16 protein-coding genes are annotated in these 14,412 nt (G+C 61.8%); 14 read left to right on the forward strand and 2 right to left on the reverse strand.

From position 1 onward, the window contains the following. Positions 1-130 precede the first annotated feature (130 nt). The 14 genes from MC380_RS08565 (at position 131) to MC380_RS08630 (ending at position 12,270) form a co-directional block, all read left to right on the forward strand. A complete protein-coding gene (locus MC380_RS08565) occupies positions 131-652 on the forward strand; it encodes a hypothetical protein (protein ID WP_242164198.1) in 522 nt (173 codons plus the stop codon). 1,606 nt (positions 653-2,258) lie between these two features. Beyond that, positions 2,259-2,759, forward strand: a complete 501-nt coding sequence (locus MC380_RS08570; RefSeq protein WP_242103697.1) for a hypothetical protein — start codon at positions 2,259-2,261, stop codon at positions 2,757-2,759. 91 nt (positions 2,760-2,850) lie between these two features. Then, a complete protein-coding gene (locus MC380_RS08575; RefSeq protein WP_242164200.1) occupies positions 2,851-3,669 on the forward strand; it encodes a type II CAAX endopeptidase family protein in 819 nt (272 codons plus the stop codon). A gap of 30 nt (positions 3,670-3,699) precedes the next feature. After that, positions 3,700-4,080, forward strand: coding sequence for a VOC family protein (locus MC380_RS08580; protein ID WP_242103695.1), 381 nt, complete (start codon positions 3,700-3,702; stop codon positions 4,078-4,080). Positions 4,081-4,188: 108 nt separating this feature from the next. Next, positions 4,189-4,587, forward strand: a complete 399-nt coding sequence (locus tag MC380_RS08585; RefSeq protein ID WP_242164201.1) for a methyltransferase — start codon at positions 4,189-4,191, stop codon at positions 4,585-4,587. Positions 4,588-4,664: 77 nt separating this feature from the next. Further along, positions 4,665-5,399 carry a class I SAM-dependent methyltransferase gene (locus tag MC380_RS08590; RefSeq protein WP_242103693.1) on the forward strand — a complete coding sequence of 245 codons (735 nt, stop codon included), beginning with the start codon at positions 4,665-4,667 and terminating at the stop codon, positions 5,397-5,399. 395 nt (positions 5,400-5,794) lie between these two features. Further along, positions 5,795-6,733, forward strand: coding sequence for a hypothetical protein (locus tag MC380_RS08595; RefSeq protein WP_242164203.1), 939 nt, complete (start codon positions 5,795-5,797; stop codon positions 6,731-6,733). 1,009 nt (positions 6,734-7,742) lie between these two features. Continuing rightward, positions 7,743-8,180 (forward strand): nuclear transport factor 2 family protein, encoded by a 438-nt coding sequence (locus MC380_RS08600; RefSeq protein ID WP_242164204.1) that lies wholly within the window; start codon positions 7,743-7,745, stop codon positions 8,178-8,180. A 178-nt stretch (positions 8,181-8,358) separates the two neighbouring features. Then, positions 8,359-9,591 (forward strand): DUF3466 family protein, encoded by a 1,233-nt coding sequence (locus tag MC380_RS08605; RefSeq protein ID WP_242164206.1) that lies wholly within the window; start codon positions 8,359-8,361, stop codon positions 9,589-9,591. Between the two features lie 252 nt (positions 9,592-9,843). Further along, positions 9,844-10,269, forward strand: coding sequence for a YciI family protein (locus MC380_RS08610; RefSeq protein WP_242164207.1), 426 nt, complete (start codon positions 9,844-9,846; stop codon positions 10,267-10,269). Positions 10,270-10,325: 56 nt separating this feature from the next. Further along, the gene (locus tag MC380_RS08615) at positions 10,326-10,736 is read left to right on the forward strand and encodes a VOC family protein (RefSeq protein ID WP_242103688.1); all 411 of its coding nucleotides are present in this window, start codon (positions 10,326-10,328) and stop codon (positions 10,734-10,736) included. 50 nt (positions 10,737-10,786) lie between these two features. Further along, positions 10,787-11,191 (forward strand): VOC family protein, encoded by a 405-nt coding sequence (locus MC380_RS08620; RefSeq protein WP_242103687.1) that lies wholly within the window; start codon positions 10,787-10,789, stop codon positions 11,189-11,191. A gap of 99 nt (positions 11,192-11,290) precedes the next feature. Beyond that, on the forward strand, positions 11,291-11,647 hold the full coding sequence (locus tag MC380_RS08625; RefSeq protein WP_242103686.1) for a DUF1428 domain-containing protein: 357 nt from the start codon (positions 11,291-11,293) through the stop codon (positions 11,645-11,647). A 230-nt stretch (positions 11,648-11,877) separates the two neighbouring features. Further along, the gene (locus MC380_RS08630) at positions 11,878-12,270 is read left to right on the forward strand and encodes a VOC family protein (protein WP_242103685.1); all 393 of its coding nucleotides are present in this window, start codon (positions 11,878-11,880) and stop codon (positions 12,268-12,270) included. Positions 12,271-12,445: 175 nt separating this feature from the next. On the opposite strand, the gene MC380_RS08635 is transcribed toward MC380_RS08630, so the two are convergent. Further along, positions 12,446-13,705 carry an RNA polymerase sigma factor gene (locus MC380_RS08635; RefSeq protein ID WP_242164209.1) on the reverse strand — a complete coding sequence of 420 codons (1,260 nt, stop codon included), beginning with the start codon at positions 13,703-13,705 and terminating at the stop codon, positions 12,446-12,448. Between the two features lie 130 nt (positions 13,706-13,835). Continuing rightward, positions 13,836-14,402: a dihydrofolate reductase family protein gene (locus MC380_RS08640; protein ID WP_242164211.1), complete on the reverse strand. Its 567-nt coding sequence runs from the start codon at positions 14,400-14,402 to the stop codon at positions 13,836-13,838. Positions 14,403-14,412 lie beyond the last annotated feature (10 nt).

Here is a 14,412-nt window from a genome sequence, read left to right on the forward strand (position 1 = left end):
ATTTGGGTGGCTGGTATTCAAGATCGTCAGGCGCAGGCTATTCTTCCTCCGCCATCGTCATGACGCGGCCTAACAATTCATTCAAGCCGAACCCGCTTCGCGGGTCGGCTTAATTCAGGCGTTAGGCGGCATGGGCGAGTTCATCGCAAACCTTAAAGGCATGGGATGGCAAGTTGAGCCTCCTACTCCGGATGCTGAGATTCCAAAGCATCTCCTCGCGCGGTATGACAACCTCCCCGCTGAGCTTATCAATTTCATTTCCTCGTTTTCCCGCTGCACCAATCCATCCGCGCAAGCGTGGTTTGTGACCGCGTGCGACCTCGTTCGGAGCGAGCCGTTCCGGTTCAATGAGTTTGAGCTCATGTCACTCTCAGCGGCCGGACCTGATCAGGATTGGTCCGCCGCTGTTCGAGCGTTCTGGACGAGGCACTTTCCCCTCCTTCTTTCGGTTGCTGGGTCGTACCAGTACTTTGCGCTGTCTCTGGCAGGGCCGACCAGAGGGAGTGTGGTCTATGGGGCGGAGCCTGAGTTTGAGGAGTGCTCCATTGTTGCGCCGTCGCTGACGGAGTTCTTGGCCATGTTCCTGGCTGCCCAGGGCTCTCCTACGCCTGCCTTTCCGTTTAGCGTTGCCATCCCACAGAATGCCGCCTAACAATTCATTCAAGCCGAAGCCGCTTCGCGGCTCGGCTTAATTCAGGCGTTAGGCAGCATGGGTAGGTCGCCAATAGTCTTCAGGTGCATTTCGGAAGCTGAGTTGGCTGTCCTGGAGCGGGCCGTCCGGAAGGCACAGTGCTCAGACACTAAAGAGCCACCTGATCTAGCGCAGGCTGCGTCGCTTCAGGTCGTGGGTCGCTGCGACTGCGGGTGCGCGTCCGTAGACTTCTCGCACCTCCCGCCGGGAGAGATTGCGGAGCTCGTAGCGGACGCTGTCGCAGAGTCGCCCTCCGGTGAGCACCTTGGTGTATTGGTCTGGGCCAGCCGAGGGCGCTATACCGGCCTTGAAATTGTCGGGTACAGCGACAATCCGGCTCCTCTTCCCGCTTTAGAAACGATACGCGGCTGGGGACCTGAGGAGACGTAGAATGCTGCCTAACAATTCGTTCAAGCCGACGCCGCTTCGTTCCGGCCACAGGCATGGCACAGAAAGCTTGCCATGCCTGCAGCCCCCACTACGCAGCGCGGCTTAACTCAGGCGTTAGGCGGCTGCGACAGTTCAATGGCACGTAAAGCATTCGCTGCAATAGGGATCTGCCTGTCCGTAGCAGGCACTCTCGGCTTCTTTACTTTTGCCGACGATCTTCGGCACTCCGGCGAGTTCGCTGTAGCTTCTTGCCTGCTTCTCGCCGGCATCAGCTTGCTTGTATCTGTCCTCCGCCCTACGCTTCCTCTTCAATGGCTTTCTGTTGCTGTCCTGGCCGGGTTGCTGATTGGTTCCGTGCTGGATGCAGCTGCGTTTGGTCTCGTAGGCGGCATAGCAACTGGAGCGATCGCTACGTGGTGGCGTCACAGCCGCGCAGTGAAGCATCCTCGACCAGCCGCCTAACAATTCATTCAAGCCGACGCCGCTTCGCGGCTCGGCTTAACTCAGGCGTTAGGCATGTCTCACTTTACGGAGGAGTTCTGATGAACAGAGTCGTCTTCATCCTCAGTTTTGGAATTGCATCATCGCTTCTTTCGTCTGCGTCGTGTCCGGCAAGTGCGCAGAGTAGCCCCCGCTCGGCAGCAGTAGAGACCACGCTTCGCCGTGGTCAGCCGCTAAGAGCTACGCTAAACGGAGCTCAAGCTGTACCCGCTGTTCTGACGCCCGGCTCAGGGGAATTCAAGGCTTTCATCGAAAACTCGCAGCTCATCCGCTATGAGCTGCGATACTCCGGCTTAATCGGTGGTTCCGTTGGCTTTATCAGCATACATTTTGGTCAACCTGGAGTTAATGGCGGATTTATCGCCATCTTGTGTGGGGTCAATGAGCCCCCGTGTCCTTCGTCCGGAAACCTTCAAGGTTCAATTACTGCTTCGGACATTCGGGGCCCCGTGTCGCAGGGGGTTCCAACGGGAGACCTTGCCGCAGCGATACGCGCCCTCCAAAGCAAAAACAGTTACGTTGTCATTCGCACCAATAGATTTGCCCCTCCTGGCGGCGAGATTCGAGGACAAATCCGCGCTGGAAGACCATAGGCACATGCCTAACAGTCCATTCAAGCCGAGGCCGCTTCGCGGCTCGGCTTAATTCAGGCGTTAGGCAACACCAAGGATCCTCCATGCGAAGTCTGCTGCTATCGCTCTTATTGGTACCGCTTTGCGCGTCTGCCGTTGAAAGCACGCCTGAAGCGGCGGTTTCCACGCTGTGGAGCGCTTTGTCCAACGATCCTGGCACCAGTGCGGATCTCGCCGCACTCAAGCGGATTTTCCATGAGGATGCCGTGATCTTCGGCGGGCGGTACCAGGCGGGTGTCCCTGTCATGCGCCGCTCGACAGCCGAAGATTTCCTCAAGCACTACGAGAGCGCCGGGGAGAAAGGCTTCTATGAGTGCGAGGTCTCACGAGTCATACAGACCTACGACCGTTTCTCGGTCGCGTATAGCGTCGTGGAGTCGAGGACCGACAAGACTTCAACCGCCCCCGATTTCGTCGGCGTCAACAGCGTCCAGCTGTACAAGGTGGGGTCGCAATGGCAGGTCCTGTCGCTGTACTACCATGTGGAAAAGCAAGGGCTGCCCATTCCTCTAGGTGGTGGAAGCTCAGGCAAGTGCGTTGCCTAACAATTCACTCAAGCCGAACCCGCTTCGCGGCTCGGTTTAATTCAGGCGTTAGTCGTTGCTCACCGTTGGGAGACTCATGTCTCGTAGATCAATGATCGGCATCGCCACCTTCTTCTTAATCGCATTCGGCATTCCATGGGCCGGGTGGCTTCTCGTCCGCGACGAGAACATGAGTCTTTGGTTGTTCCCGCTGTTCGCGAGCATCGCTGGGTTCTCGGCCGCCTATGCAGAGGGTGGCAAGGAAGGACTGAAAGTGTTCTCGCGCCGGGTTTTCGCAATTGCTCCCTCAGTGCCGTACGTGTTGGCGGGGGTAGCACTTCCGCTGCTTCTTGGTCTGAGCTATCTGCTCACAAAGGGTGTACCTCTTTTCAGCATGCCGTGGTCCCCTGCAGCCGTACTGGCGCTGTCGCTCGGTGCCGCACTCGTGACAGGTCCCATCGCTGAAGAGTTTGGATGGCGCGGCTATCTCCAGCACCGCCTACTGAACCGTTTTGCACCGTTTTGGACGGCGCTGATTGTTGGCGCCATCTGGTGGGTGTGGCACTTTGCGTTGTACCGCGCGTCGGTCTTTGCCTCTCCAGTCTCGGCATTCAATTTCTTTGCCTACCTCGTAACTTGGTCACTTTTTATGGTCTTTCTTGTGGAGAGTGGCGGTGGCTCTGTCTGGCCCGCCGTTGCTCTCCACTGGGCAGCCAATACGCACCCGAGTGTTTTGCAATCGCTGCAGCCATACGTAGACGGCGGCATCCTGCCAGGCGGCTCCAAGGGCTCGCTGTTCTATCTCGGTGCTGCATGCGCCTTTGCTGCCATCAACCACCGGTTTTTCTTTGCCAAACGTGCAAGCGGGTCCGTATCGCACGCAACGGCCGACAATTCGTTCAAACCGAAGCCGCTTCGCGGCTCGGCTTGATTCCGGCGTTAGGCTTCAAGCAAGGTCCTCGTGAATCTCAACCAACTCACCCTGCCCGTTACAGACTTTGATCGCTCCGTCGCGTTCTACCGTGAAATGGGCTTTAAGCTGATCGTTCACTCGCCGCCACGCTATGCCCGCTTCGGGTGCCCGGACGGTGACTCAACGTTCTCACTACACACAGTGGATCATCCGGTAAACACCTCCGGCGTGGTCGTGTACTTCGAGTGCTCCGACCTGGACACACGGGTTCAGCGCTTGCTCGCAGCAGGGTTCGAGTTCACGCAACTCCCCACGGATGAGCGCTGGCTCTGGCGCGAGGCGCGTCTCACGGATCCTTCTGGCAACATTCTCTGCTTGTTCTGGGGTGGCAACAGTCGCAAGAATCCACCCTGGCGTGTTGCGACCTAACGGTTCATTCAAGCCGACGCCGTTCCGTGGCTCGGCTTTACTCAGGTATTAGGGCTCACACCCATTTTCACGCGAGCCGTCATTGCGTTTCTGGCGTTGCCTGGGGTCGTGGCTTTTTTTGTGCCTGTCGCCTGGGCCTGGCTCGCCCGACTTCCACTGCAGTCGCCCTTCGGCTTGGTTCTTGTCGTGCTCGGGACCTTAGGCTTGCTATGGTGTGTTCGCGACTTCTACGTGTCCGGCAAGGGCACGCTCGCCCCATGGGCTCCGCCGCAAAAACTGGTGGTTGTCGGCCTTTACCGGTACAGCCGTAACCCGATGTATGTGGCCGTGGCTGTCATCTTGCTCGGCTGGGCGGCCGCATTCCGCTCGGCCGGCATGCTGGCCTATGCGTTTGCCGTCGTCGTTGCTTTTCACCTACGGGTCGTGCTCGATGAGGAGCCTTCGCTGGCCCGGAGGCATGGCACGGCTTGGCAGCAGTACACTCGTCGCGTTAAACGTTGGTTCTAAGCAGGGTTCCGTCAGTGAACCCTCACAATTCATTCAAACAGAACCGACTTGGTAATGAACATTCCGAGGAAAAGTTGATGACGCAAGATTTCTCGATGGCCGAGCCAAGAACCAAGGGATTGGCGCTGCACTTGAAACCTGGTGATGAGCATTACCGTGCTTATGTCGGGCCTCCGAAGGATTACGATCTTGTTTCTGCCATGGCATTCAACCTTCTTACATGCCTTGGCCTCCGCCAACATCATCGCGTGCTGGATGTAGGCTGTGGATCGCTGCGCATAGGAAGACTTCTCATACCCTATTTGAACGAGAGCCACTACATTGGAGTTGAGCCAAATAAGTGGCTGGTAGATGACGGAATCGCGAATGAACTAGGTATGGACCTCGTTAGAATAAAGAAGCCACGGTTTTCATTTCGCGCGTCAATGTGCGACTTCAAGGATTCCTTGCATCTTGATTACGCGATAGCACAATCAATTTTCAGTCATTGTGGCGACGATCTGATCAGGCAATGGCTGTCGCAGATGTCTTTCCATTTGAAAGACGACGCAGCGATTGTGGCCACATTTCTAATTGGCAATGAAGACTATCGTGGAGACGGCTGGGTATACCCCGGGTGCGTAAGGTATAAACCAGAAACGCTAGCCGGAATAGCCGCTGAGTTTGGCCTCGACTTTCGCGTACTCGATTGGAGTCACCCGCGCCAAACCTGGGCGCTGTTTTCAAAAAGATGCTACGACACGTCACTGATTGATGGCGGTCCTATATCGTGGAATCGATTTGTTGCGAAGACCGTGAAGTCCAATACCTAGCAGATGATTCATGAAGCGATGCTTCCCTTCGCAAAGAGCGCACAAATGACGCCATCAATTTGTTTTCTGATGCACGGAAGGAAATTGTCTGCCCATCGGTAGCTCTTCAATACGGGCATCAATAGGACGTGCCCGGGCTCCGTTACACAAGACAGAAAATTTGTGATAGAAGGGCGTAGGGAGACGGCTCAAGCCCATATTGGTTGCTCTGGCAGCTGGCCGCACCCCGGGGGAATATCCGTGCATGCGGCTGAGGAAGCTTGGATCGCTACTGGTCCTAGAGTTTGGCCGCCTGCCGCGCGGAATATCCGCGCAGATAAATCAAATCACTCATCATGCCTTTCGGGGAAACTGTCATGAGCCTTAAAAGAGCAGTATTTCGCAATTCGTTGATCATGTCGTTCCTGCTCCTGCTCCTGCTTGCGAGCGGGGCTGCTTTTGCCCAGGCAACGCGCACATGGGTGTCGGGGGTAGGTGACGATGCCAATCCCTGCAGTCGTACTGCCCCATGCAAGACATGGGCTGGCGCGATTTCCAAGACGGCGACAGGCGGCATGATCAACTGCATCGACCCAGGCGGTTTTGGCGCAGTAACGATCACCAAATCGATTACGATTTCATGCAAGCATGTCGAGGGTTCTGGCCTAGCGTCCCTCAGCAACGGCATCGTCATCAATGGCGCTGGCATCGATGTTGTGCTTCGCGGCCTCGATATCGACGGCAGCCCGACTGCCTCGCCAGGTCTCAACGGCATCCGCTTCCTTCAAGGTGCATCACTGATCGTCGACGATTGCGTGATCCGCGACTTCAAGGGTGGGGCGCCGAATGGCAACGGCATCATCGTCATCAACAGTTCGCTTGTCGCCAGCGTCCATGTCATCAATTCGAACATCAGCGGCAATGGCACAGGAACAACCGGAGCCGGGATCCAGATCGCACCAACTGGCACAGGTGGCGCCAATGTCACCATCACGAACTCCGTCTTCTCGAACAACATCGTTGGTGTCCGCGCGGACTCAGCCGCGACGAGCGGAGCGATCGACGTGACCGTCACCGATTCGACAGCGGCCGGCGCGCCTTTTCATGGGTTTGTCGCGCTGGGTGCCGGCGGCCCCGTTCGCATGATGCTGAATCGGGTGACCTCGACCAACAATCTCGGAGAAGGAGTGCGGGCCGCCGGCGCCAATGCCGATATCCGGATCGGCAGTTCGGTCGTGACAGGCAATGGAACCGGCCTCGCCGCTGCCAGCAGCGGCCAGATCCTGTCCTACGGAAACAATCAGATCAATGGCAACACGGTGGACGGCTCAGCGACGGCTGTCCCTCTGAAATAGCACCGCCGCGTGCGGGCAGTCATGGTCGCGCTTTATATCGTCAATGGCTGTTCCCGTCATGCCCGCCGCCTGAGTGGCGGCGGGCTGACGGGCTCGCGAGCCATCCAGGCAAGGCGCATTTCGCCCGAACGCATCCACAGACGAAGAACGACGGCTATGGATAACGCAGCATTCGTCACTGCGGCATAGCGTGCAATGTCTCAGGGCGCTGCGAGCGAATAGGGATTGCTATGTTGCGATGACGCCAGCGTCGGCACGCCCAGGGCCGCCTTTGCTGGGCAACCTTTAGCTGCCAGGGGATTGCGTGCAAACGCGGGGTTTTCCAGCCCCCTGCAAGTGGACAAGGTCGCCGTCGCGATACAAGGACAACTCCTCGCCTAGGTAGGCCTCGTCGCTGCCGTTGGACACGGATTCTGCGCGCGACAACATGGTCGACCCTGTGGGCAATTTCACCAAGGCACCATGTTCGTCGTAAGTGACGGCCAGACCGCTTCCATCATCGCAAGCGTATACGACCATGCTGCCGGGCTCAGGATCGATTGCGGGAACGGCTGGCGTGGGCCCTGGCGATTCGGCAGTGGGCAGTGGTTCGGACATGGACTCAGCCGGTTGCTCGACCTCAGGTTGGTTTGGGGGTGGGGACGGGCTGCAAGCTGCCATCGTTGCGACAAGTATCAATCCGGTCATCATTCGTACGCGCTGACTCATTCGAGTTCTCCTGCCACACCGGTCAGAATGATAGTCCGTGTGACACGATCACGCAGCGGCGGTCCCCTGCCCTAAAAATGACTACAGAGACAAGATTTCGGTCCATGCGGCGTGGGCCGCGAATTGCGCGTGGATATTAGTTACCCGAAACCAAACTCGGTGGCGTTCTATCGGGACGGTCAATGCGGGATGAGACGACTTTGCCCTGCACAGGGAACCATGTCCGGAAACGGCTGGTTTCATTACTGCCGTCCGGGTATCTACCGGTCACAATACCCACTGCACTGACCCGGAGCCCACCATGCGACTGCTGCCCTGCCTGCTGTTTTCGATCGCCCTGCCGATCTCGTTCGTGTCTTCGGCATTGCAGAGCGAGGACGTGGCGGCCATCCTCAAGGTCGAGCGCGAGATCTGCGCAGCGTTCGAACGTGAGGATGCGGACTGGCTGGAGGCGCACCTGGATCCGACCTTCACCCTGACCAGTTCCACCGGCAAGGTGACGTCGGCGGCGCAGGAAGTCGCGGATCTGCGCGGCGGCACGCAGTACGACGTGTTCCGCAATCGCGACGCGAAGATCCGCCTCTATGGCGATGCCGCGGTGGTCACCGGCATCACCCGGGTAGAAGGCAAGAGCGATGGCCAACCGTATGCGCTCGAATTCCAGTTCACCGACACCTACATCCGCAAGCCCCAGGGCTGGGTGATGGTGGCCAGCCACGCCTCACGCCTGGGGCAATGAACCGCGCAATACCGGCAGGCACCGGGCGACCCGGTCCTTGTCCGGAAACGGCGAGTAATCCCGCGGACCCAGGCGCATAACTCCGATCGCGCCGCATGTCACGCGGCGCACCGAACCACGACTTCCACGCCGATCGCGTTCGCGCATCGCGACGGGATCGGCCGCCCCGGAGAAAGCCATGAAACGCGCGATTCCACATTCCGTGCTCGCCACCGCACTGCTGTCCGCCTGTTACCTGCTGCATGCCGGCTCCGCGCATGCGCAGGCCGCGGACGCCACGACGGCCCGCTACACGGTGAAACTGCTCAGCAAGGATCTGGGCGCCAAGCCCACCATCGGCTACAGCATCAACAACCTGGGCTGGGTCGCCGGCCGCGCACAGACCACCAAGGGCGGTCGCCAGGCGATCCTGTGGCGCGATGGCAATCCGACCCCGCTGGGCGCACTGGGCAAAGACAGGAACAGCATGGTGCGCTGGCCGGTGAAGAACACCATCGGCCTGGTCTCGGGCATTTCCCATACCAGCCGGATCGATCCGCTCAACGAAAGATTCAGCTGCGGCGCCTTCCTGCCGGCCGCCGCCAGCTACGTGTGCCGCGGCTTCGTCTGGCGCAACGGCGCGATGCGCGAACTCCCGACGTTTGGCAGCGCGGACACCCACGGCTTCGCCACCGGCACCAACAACCACGCGCTGACCGTCGGCTGGGCGGAATTCGACGCACTCGATGCCAGCTGCGTCCCCGGCAACGCCTTCAACCAGCAGCGGCGCTTCTCGGCCGCGTTGTGGGGGCCCGAAGCCGACCGCATCCGCGAACTGCCGCCGCTGCCACTGCCAGGCCACAGCACCAGCGCGGCCACCGCGATCAACGACCGTGGCCAGGTGGTCGGAATCTCCGGCAAGTGCGATCAGGGCGTCGGCCGCGAAAGCGCGCTGGAAGCCGTGCTCTGGGAAAACGGCCTGCCGCAGCGCATTCCGAATCTCGGCGGCAACGGCTGGCACACGCCGAACATGATCAACGAGAACGGGGTCGTGGTCGGCTTCTCCGCCTACGATCCGGCCTTGCCCGCCGATAGCGCCAAGACCCAGGGCTTCCTCTGGAGCCAGGCCACGGGCCTGGAGCCGATCGCGTTCCTCGCGGGCGATGACGACGCAACCGCCAATTCGATCAACAATCACGATCAGGTGGTCGGGATGTCGTGCGGCGCGGTCTGCCGCGCGTACGTGTGGCAGGACGGGCGCAGCGTCGATCTGAACGCGTTGCGCCAGCCCGGTTCAAGTTCGAATGCCATCCTGGTCAGCGCCAACGACATCGACGATCTAGGGCGCATTACCGGGCAGGCGCTGTATCGACCGAAGGGCGCCAGCGCGGATGTCGTCGTGGCCTTCGTGGCCAGCCCGGTCGAAGACTGAGTCATCGGTCCGCCAGCCGCCTGCCCCTCCCCTGGCTGGCGGCGCTTCGGCCGGGCGCCTTGCGTCCGGCCGTCTTTTTTTTGCGGCGCATCAGCGCCCGGATCGGCGCGGGCGGCCTTTGTCGCCGGGCCGCTCACATTTTTTCGCCTGGCGTGTCGATTCCGGACATGCCGCCTCGTCGTACTTGTCGAACGCCGGCAACAAGCCGCCGGCACCCTGCCACGACATTGCTTTAAGCAACGGGAGCGAATGATGCGCGTCATCGTGATGGTCAAGGCCAGCCAGCAATCCGAAGCGGGCGTCATGCCCAGCCAGCGGCTGCTGGAGGACATGGGCCGATACAACGAAGCGCTGGCGAAGGCCGGCATCCTGCTCGCGGGCGAGGGCCTGCATCCCAGCAACAAGGGCGTGCGCGTGCGCTTCGAAGGCGCGACCCGGACGGTGATCGATGGACCCTTCGCCGAAACCGGCGAGCTGCTGGCCGGATTCTGGCTGTGGCAGGTGCGCTCGATGGAGGAAGCCATCGAATGGGTGCGCCGTTGCCCGAATCCGCATGACGAGGCTTCCGAAATCGAAATCCGACCAGTGTTCGAAGCCGAGGATTTCGGCGAGGAACTGACGCCCGAGCTGCGCGAACGCGAAGAGCAGCTGAGGGTCGAACTGGCCACACGCCACTGATTCCCCAGCCGATTGCCGTTGATTTCCCGTTTCCAACCATGCAAAGGAAAGATCCCATGCAGCTCGTCGCCTACCTCAACTTCGAAGGCAATGCCAGGGAAGCCATGGATTTCTACGCCCATGCGCTTGGTGGCAAGGTCACCCAGCGATTCACCTACGGCGCATCGCCGATGGCCGAGCAATGCGGCCCGGCGGCCGCCGACCATGTGATGCATTCGCAGGTCGAAGCCGGCGGCGCGATCCTGATGGGCGCAGACGGTCCGCCGCCACATGCGGCGGGCAGCACTTGCGTCAACATCCTCACCGAGACGCCCGAGGAAGCCGAACGCGTTTTTGCGGCGCTATCCGAAGGTGGCACCGTGCAGATGCCGATCGCCGAGACGTTCTGGGCGCACCGCTTTGGCGGGCTGCAGGACAAGTACGGCAAGGGCTGGCTGGTGAATTGTCTCAAGCCGCTCGACGCCTGAACCGCGCGACCTCTTTCCCTCCTCCAAACACCCAACCGCAAGGACTCCCCATGCCCCGCCAGCTGTTCGTCAATCTCCCGGTCAAGAACCTGGACCGTTCCGTGAAGTTTTTCACCGCGCTCGGCTTCGAATTCAACCCGCAGTTCACCGACGAGAACGCCACCTGCATGATCATCGGCCAGGACTGCTACGCCATGCTGCTGGTGGAAAAGTACTTTGCCACCTTCACCGACAAGCCGATCGCCGACGCGACCAAGGGGGTCGAGGTGATCAATGCCATCGGGCTCGACAGCCGCGAAGAGGTCGATGCCATGGGCGACAAGGCGCTGGCTTCCGGCGGCAGCCCGTTCGCGGAGCCCAAGGATTACGGCTTCATGTATCAGCGCAGCTTCCAGGATCCAGACGGCCACTTGTGGGAAGTCTTCCACATGAGCGGTGAGCCCCCCGCGGCCTGAGTCCAGGCCTAGCGGAGCGCAGGTTGCTGCGCTCCGTTATCTCACCCTTTGCAGCGGAGCAGACTCCGCTGTGCGGCAACCCCGAAGAGGAGGTTGGTCATGTATGTCGATGGATTCCTGTTGGCGGTTCCGGAAAAGAACCTGGACGCGTACCGCAAGATGGCACGCAAGGCCGGCAAGGTCTGGAAGGAGTACGGCGCGATCGATTATGTCGAATGCGTCGCCGATGATGTCCAGCCCGGCAAGGTCACTTCGTTCCCGCAGGCGGTGAAGCTCAAGCCTGGCGAGGTGGTGGTGTTCTCATGGATCACCTACAAGTCGCGGAGGCAGCGCGACAGCATCAACAAGAAGGTCATGGCCGATCCGCGCATCGCCGCCATGGGACCACCCAACGCAATGCCGTTCGACGGCAAGCGCATGATGTGGGGCGGGTTCAAGTCGATCGTGGAGATGTAATCGTTGCCAACGACCGGGGCATGGGTGTGCATGTCCTTCGACTTCGATGGCCCCGGCGTCTGCGCCCAGGACGAACGGGAACATTCAACGCCGTTCGTCCCCGGTCCAAGTCCGGGCCGCGCCCGGAGAGTAGGCGCGTGATGGTGAGGTCGCAGGAAGTGCGGCACTATCGTCGCTGGAAGACCAAACCTAGGGAACGGAATCTGCAACGAACCTGGAGAATACCCACCATGACCGATGCCAACAGCGTCAACTGGTTCGAGATCTATGTGCAGGACATGCCGCGCGCGCGCGCGTTCTACGAAACCGTCTTTGCGATCAAGCTGGAGACGCTCAAGGTACCGGAAGATCCAGCGGGCGCGGGGCTGGAAATGCTGGCCTTCCCCGGCGACATGGAACGCTATGGCGCCAAGGGCGCGCTGTGCCGGATGCCCGGGGCGCCGTCCGGCCCCGGCGGCACGCTCGTGTACTTCGCCTGCGAGGACTGCGCGGTGGAAGCCGGACGCGTCGAAGCCGCCGGCGGCAGGATCCATCGCCCGAAGATGTCGATCGGCGAGTACGGCCACATCGTGCTGGCCTTCGACACCGAGGGCAACATGATCGGGCTGCATTCGATGCGCTGACCCGCCATGTGGGAGCGTCCCCGGATCAAGTCCGGGGCAGGCCCTTGGCCGCGAATGCCTTCTGGTCTGGTCCCATGACGAGAAAAGCAATCGCGAGCGAGCTCGCTCCCACGTCCGAAGCGTCCGATGCGAAAGGACTCCCGCACCGCGGAGCCATTGCACCCTGCTACTGCAGTCAACCGGCGCAGGCGGCGGCGCGGCGCTCGAACGTCTCGCGCTCGCGCGCATTGCGGGTGAGCTGGGCGGCGCGCTCGAACTCCTCGCGCGCCTCGGCCTTGCGCCCCAGGCGGTCGAGCAGATCGCCGCGTACGCCCGGCAGCAGGGCATAGGCCTGTAGCACTTTCTCGCCGCGCAGGCCGTCGACCAAGTCGAGCGCCGCGGCCGGACCGTCGGCCATCGACACCGCCACCGCATGGTTCAGGGCGATCACCGGCGAGGGCGAGACCTCGAGCAGCTGCGCGTACAAGGCCGCGATCCGCGGCCAGTCGGTCTGCTCTGCAGTGATCGCGCCGGCGTGACAGGCCGCGATCGCCGCCTGCAGCGCGTAGAAGCCGCCTGTTCCGCCCAGGCGCCGGATCAGTTCCAGGCCGGCCAGTCCACGCCCGATCAGCAAACGGTCCCAGTGCGATCGATTCTGGTCGAGCAGCAGGATCGGAGTGCCGTCGGCACGGGTACGCGCCTTGAGCCGGGACGCCTGCAGTTCCATCAGCGCCACCAGCCCATGCACCTCCGGCTCCTGCGGGAGCAGGCCTGCCAGGACCCGCCCCAGGCGCATCGCCTCGTCGCACAGCGCCGGACGCATCCAGTCGTCGCCGGAGGTGGCGCTATAGCCTTCGTTGAACACCAGGTAGATCACGGCCAGCACCGAGGAAACGCGCTCGGCGAGTTCTTCGCCGCGCGGTACCTCGTAAGGAACGTTGCGTTCGCTCAGGGTGCGCTTGGCGCGCACGATGCGCTGGGCGATGGTCGGTTCCGGAACCAGGAAGGCGCGCGCGATCTCGTCGGTGGTCAGGCCGCCGAGCAGGCGCAGGGTCAGGGCGACCTGGGCCTCGGTCGAGAGCACCGGATGACAGGCCACGAACACCAGGCGCAGCAGATCATCGCCCACCGGATCGTCCAGAGCCTCGATGTCGAGGTCGTTCGCGGCCTGCGCCTCTTCCAGTTCGCGCGAAATGTCCACGTGCTTGCGCGCGTGCAGGCTGCGCTGGCGCAGCACGTCGATCGCGCGGCGCTTGGCGGTGGCCATCAGCCAGGCCCCCGGATTGTCGGGCATGCCGTCGGTGGGCCAGCGTTCGAGCGCAGTGAGCAGCGCATCCTGGGCCAGCTCCTCAGCGGTGCCGACGTCGCCGCCGAGCATGCGCGCCAGCACCGCGACGATCTTCGGCGATTCGATGCGCCAGAGCGCATCGATGCCGGTGGTCTGCCAGTTGGTCATGGAGGCGGATCAGAGCATCATCGCCAAGGGCGCGCAAGGTCCATCCGGACCGCCGACCACCGGAGCCGGTGGCGCGCGCGGCGCGCGGCGCAGTGCCAGACGCCAGGTTGCGTGCGGCGGCGTACATCGCTCACTCCCGGAGCGCGGCGTAGCGCAGATGCGTGACCTGCGCGGTGGCGATGCACGCCGTCGGCTGCAGGCGCGCCGTCAGGCCGTCGGGGAACAGGCGCTCGCCACCGCCCAGGAGTACGGGAACCAGCTGCACGACGACTTCGTCCACCTGTCCCGCGGACAGGTACTGCCGGGCGACGTCCGCGCCCATCAGGCGTACGTCGCGTCCCCCGGCCGCCTCGCGCGCCTGGCGCAGCACGGCATCGATGCCGGAATCGACGAAGGCGAAGCCATCCGCGAGGTCCGCAGGCGGTGGCCGGTGCGAGAGCACGAACGACGGCACCGGAAACGGGGTGCCGTCCCAGTGCGCGACCCCCAGGTCGAACGTGCGCCGCCCGAGGATCACCGCACCGGTACGCTCGACCATCTCCCGCTTCGCCCTGGCATTGTCCGGGCCCGCATCGGCGGAGAACATCCACGCATGCAGCGCTTCGCCGCCCTCCCCCATCGGCATGTCGGAGGAGACGCCGGGGCCGGCGACATAACCGTCCAGCGACATGCTGAATTCGCACAGCACCTTGCCCATGCCAGCGTCC

Origin of the sequence: Lysobacter sp. M15 (genome assembly GCF_022662515.1) — a bacterium.
GTDB lineage: Bacteria > Pseudomonadota > Gammaproteobacteria > Xanthomonadales > Xanthomonadaceae > JAKPBU01.

Bases quoted from the DNA above. Each gene is read 5' to 3' on its own strand.
- MC380_RS08625 (WP_242103686.1), top strand. From the start codon at position 11,291: ATGTATGTCGATGGATTCCTGTTGGCGGTTCCGGAAAAGAACCTGGAC.
- MC380_RS08590 (WP_242103693.1), top strand. From the start codon at position 4,665: ATGACGCAAGATTTCTCGATGGCCGAGCCAAGAACCAAGGGATTGGCG.
- MC380_RS08595 (WP_242164203.1), top strand. From the start codon at position 5,795: ATGTCGTTCCTGCTCCTGCTCCTGCTTGCGAGCGGGGCTGCTTTTGCC.
- MC380_RS08630 (WP_242103685.1), top strand. From the start codon at position 11,878: ATGACCGATGCCAACAGCGTCAACTGGTTCGAGATCTATGTGCAGGAC.
- MC380_RS08615 (WP_242103688.1), top strand. From the start codon at position 10,326: ATGCAGCTCGTCGCCTACCTCAACTTCGAAGGCAATGCCAGGGAAGCC.
- MC380_RS08620 (WP_242103687.1), top strand. From the start codon at position 10,787: ATGCCCCGCCAGCTGTTCGTCAATCTCCCGGTCAAGAACCTGGACCGT.
- MC380_RS08575 (WP_242164200.1), top strand. From the start codon at position 2,851: ATGATCGGCATCGCCACCTTCTTCTTAATCGCATTCGGCATTCCATGG.
- MC380_RS08605 (WP_242164206.1), top strand. From the start codon at position 8,359: ATGAAACGCGCGATTCCACATTCCGTGCTCGCCACCGCACTGCTGTCC.
- MC380_RS08600 (WP_242164204.1), top strand. From the start codon at position 7,743: ATGCGACTGCTGCCCTGCCTGCTGTTTTCGATCGCCCTGCCGATCTCG.
- MC380_RS08610 (WP_242164207.1), top strand. From the start codon at position 9,844: ATGCGCGTCATCGTGATGGTCAAGGCCAGCCAGCAATCCGAAGCGGGC.
- MC380_RS08640 (WP_242164211.1), bottom strand. From the start codon at position 14,402: ATGGGCAAGGTGCTGTGCGAATTCAGCATGTCGCTGGACGGTTATGTC.
- MC380_RS08635 (WP_242164209.1), bottom strand. From the start codon at position 13,705: ATGACCAACTGGCAGACCACCGGCATCGATGCGCTCTGGCGCATCGAA.
- MC380_RS08570 (WP_242103697.1), top strand. From the start codon at position 2,259: ATGCGAAGTCTGCTGCTATCGCTCTTATTGGTACCGCTTTGCGCGTCT.
- MC380_RS08565 (WP_242164198.1), top strand. From the start codon at position 131: ATGGGCGAGTTCATCGCAAACCTTAAAGGCATGGGATGGCAAGTTGAG.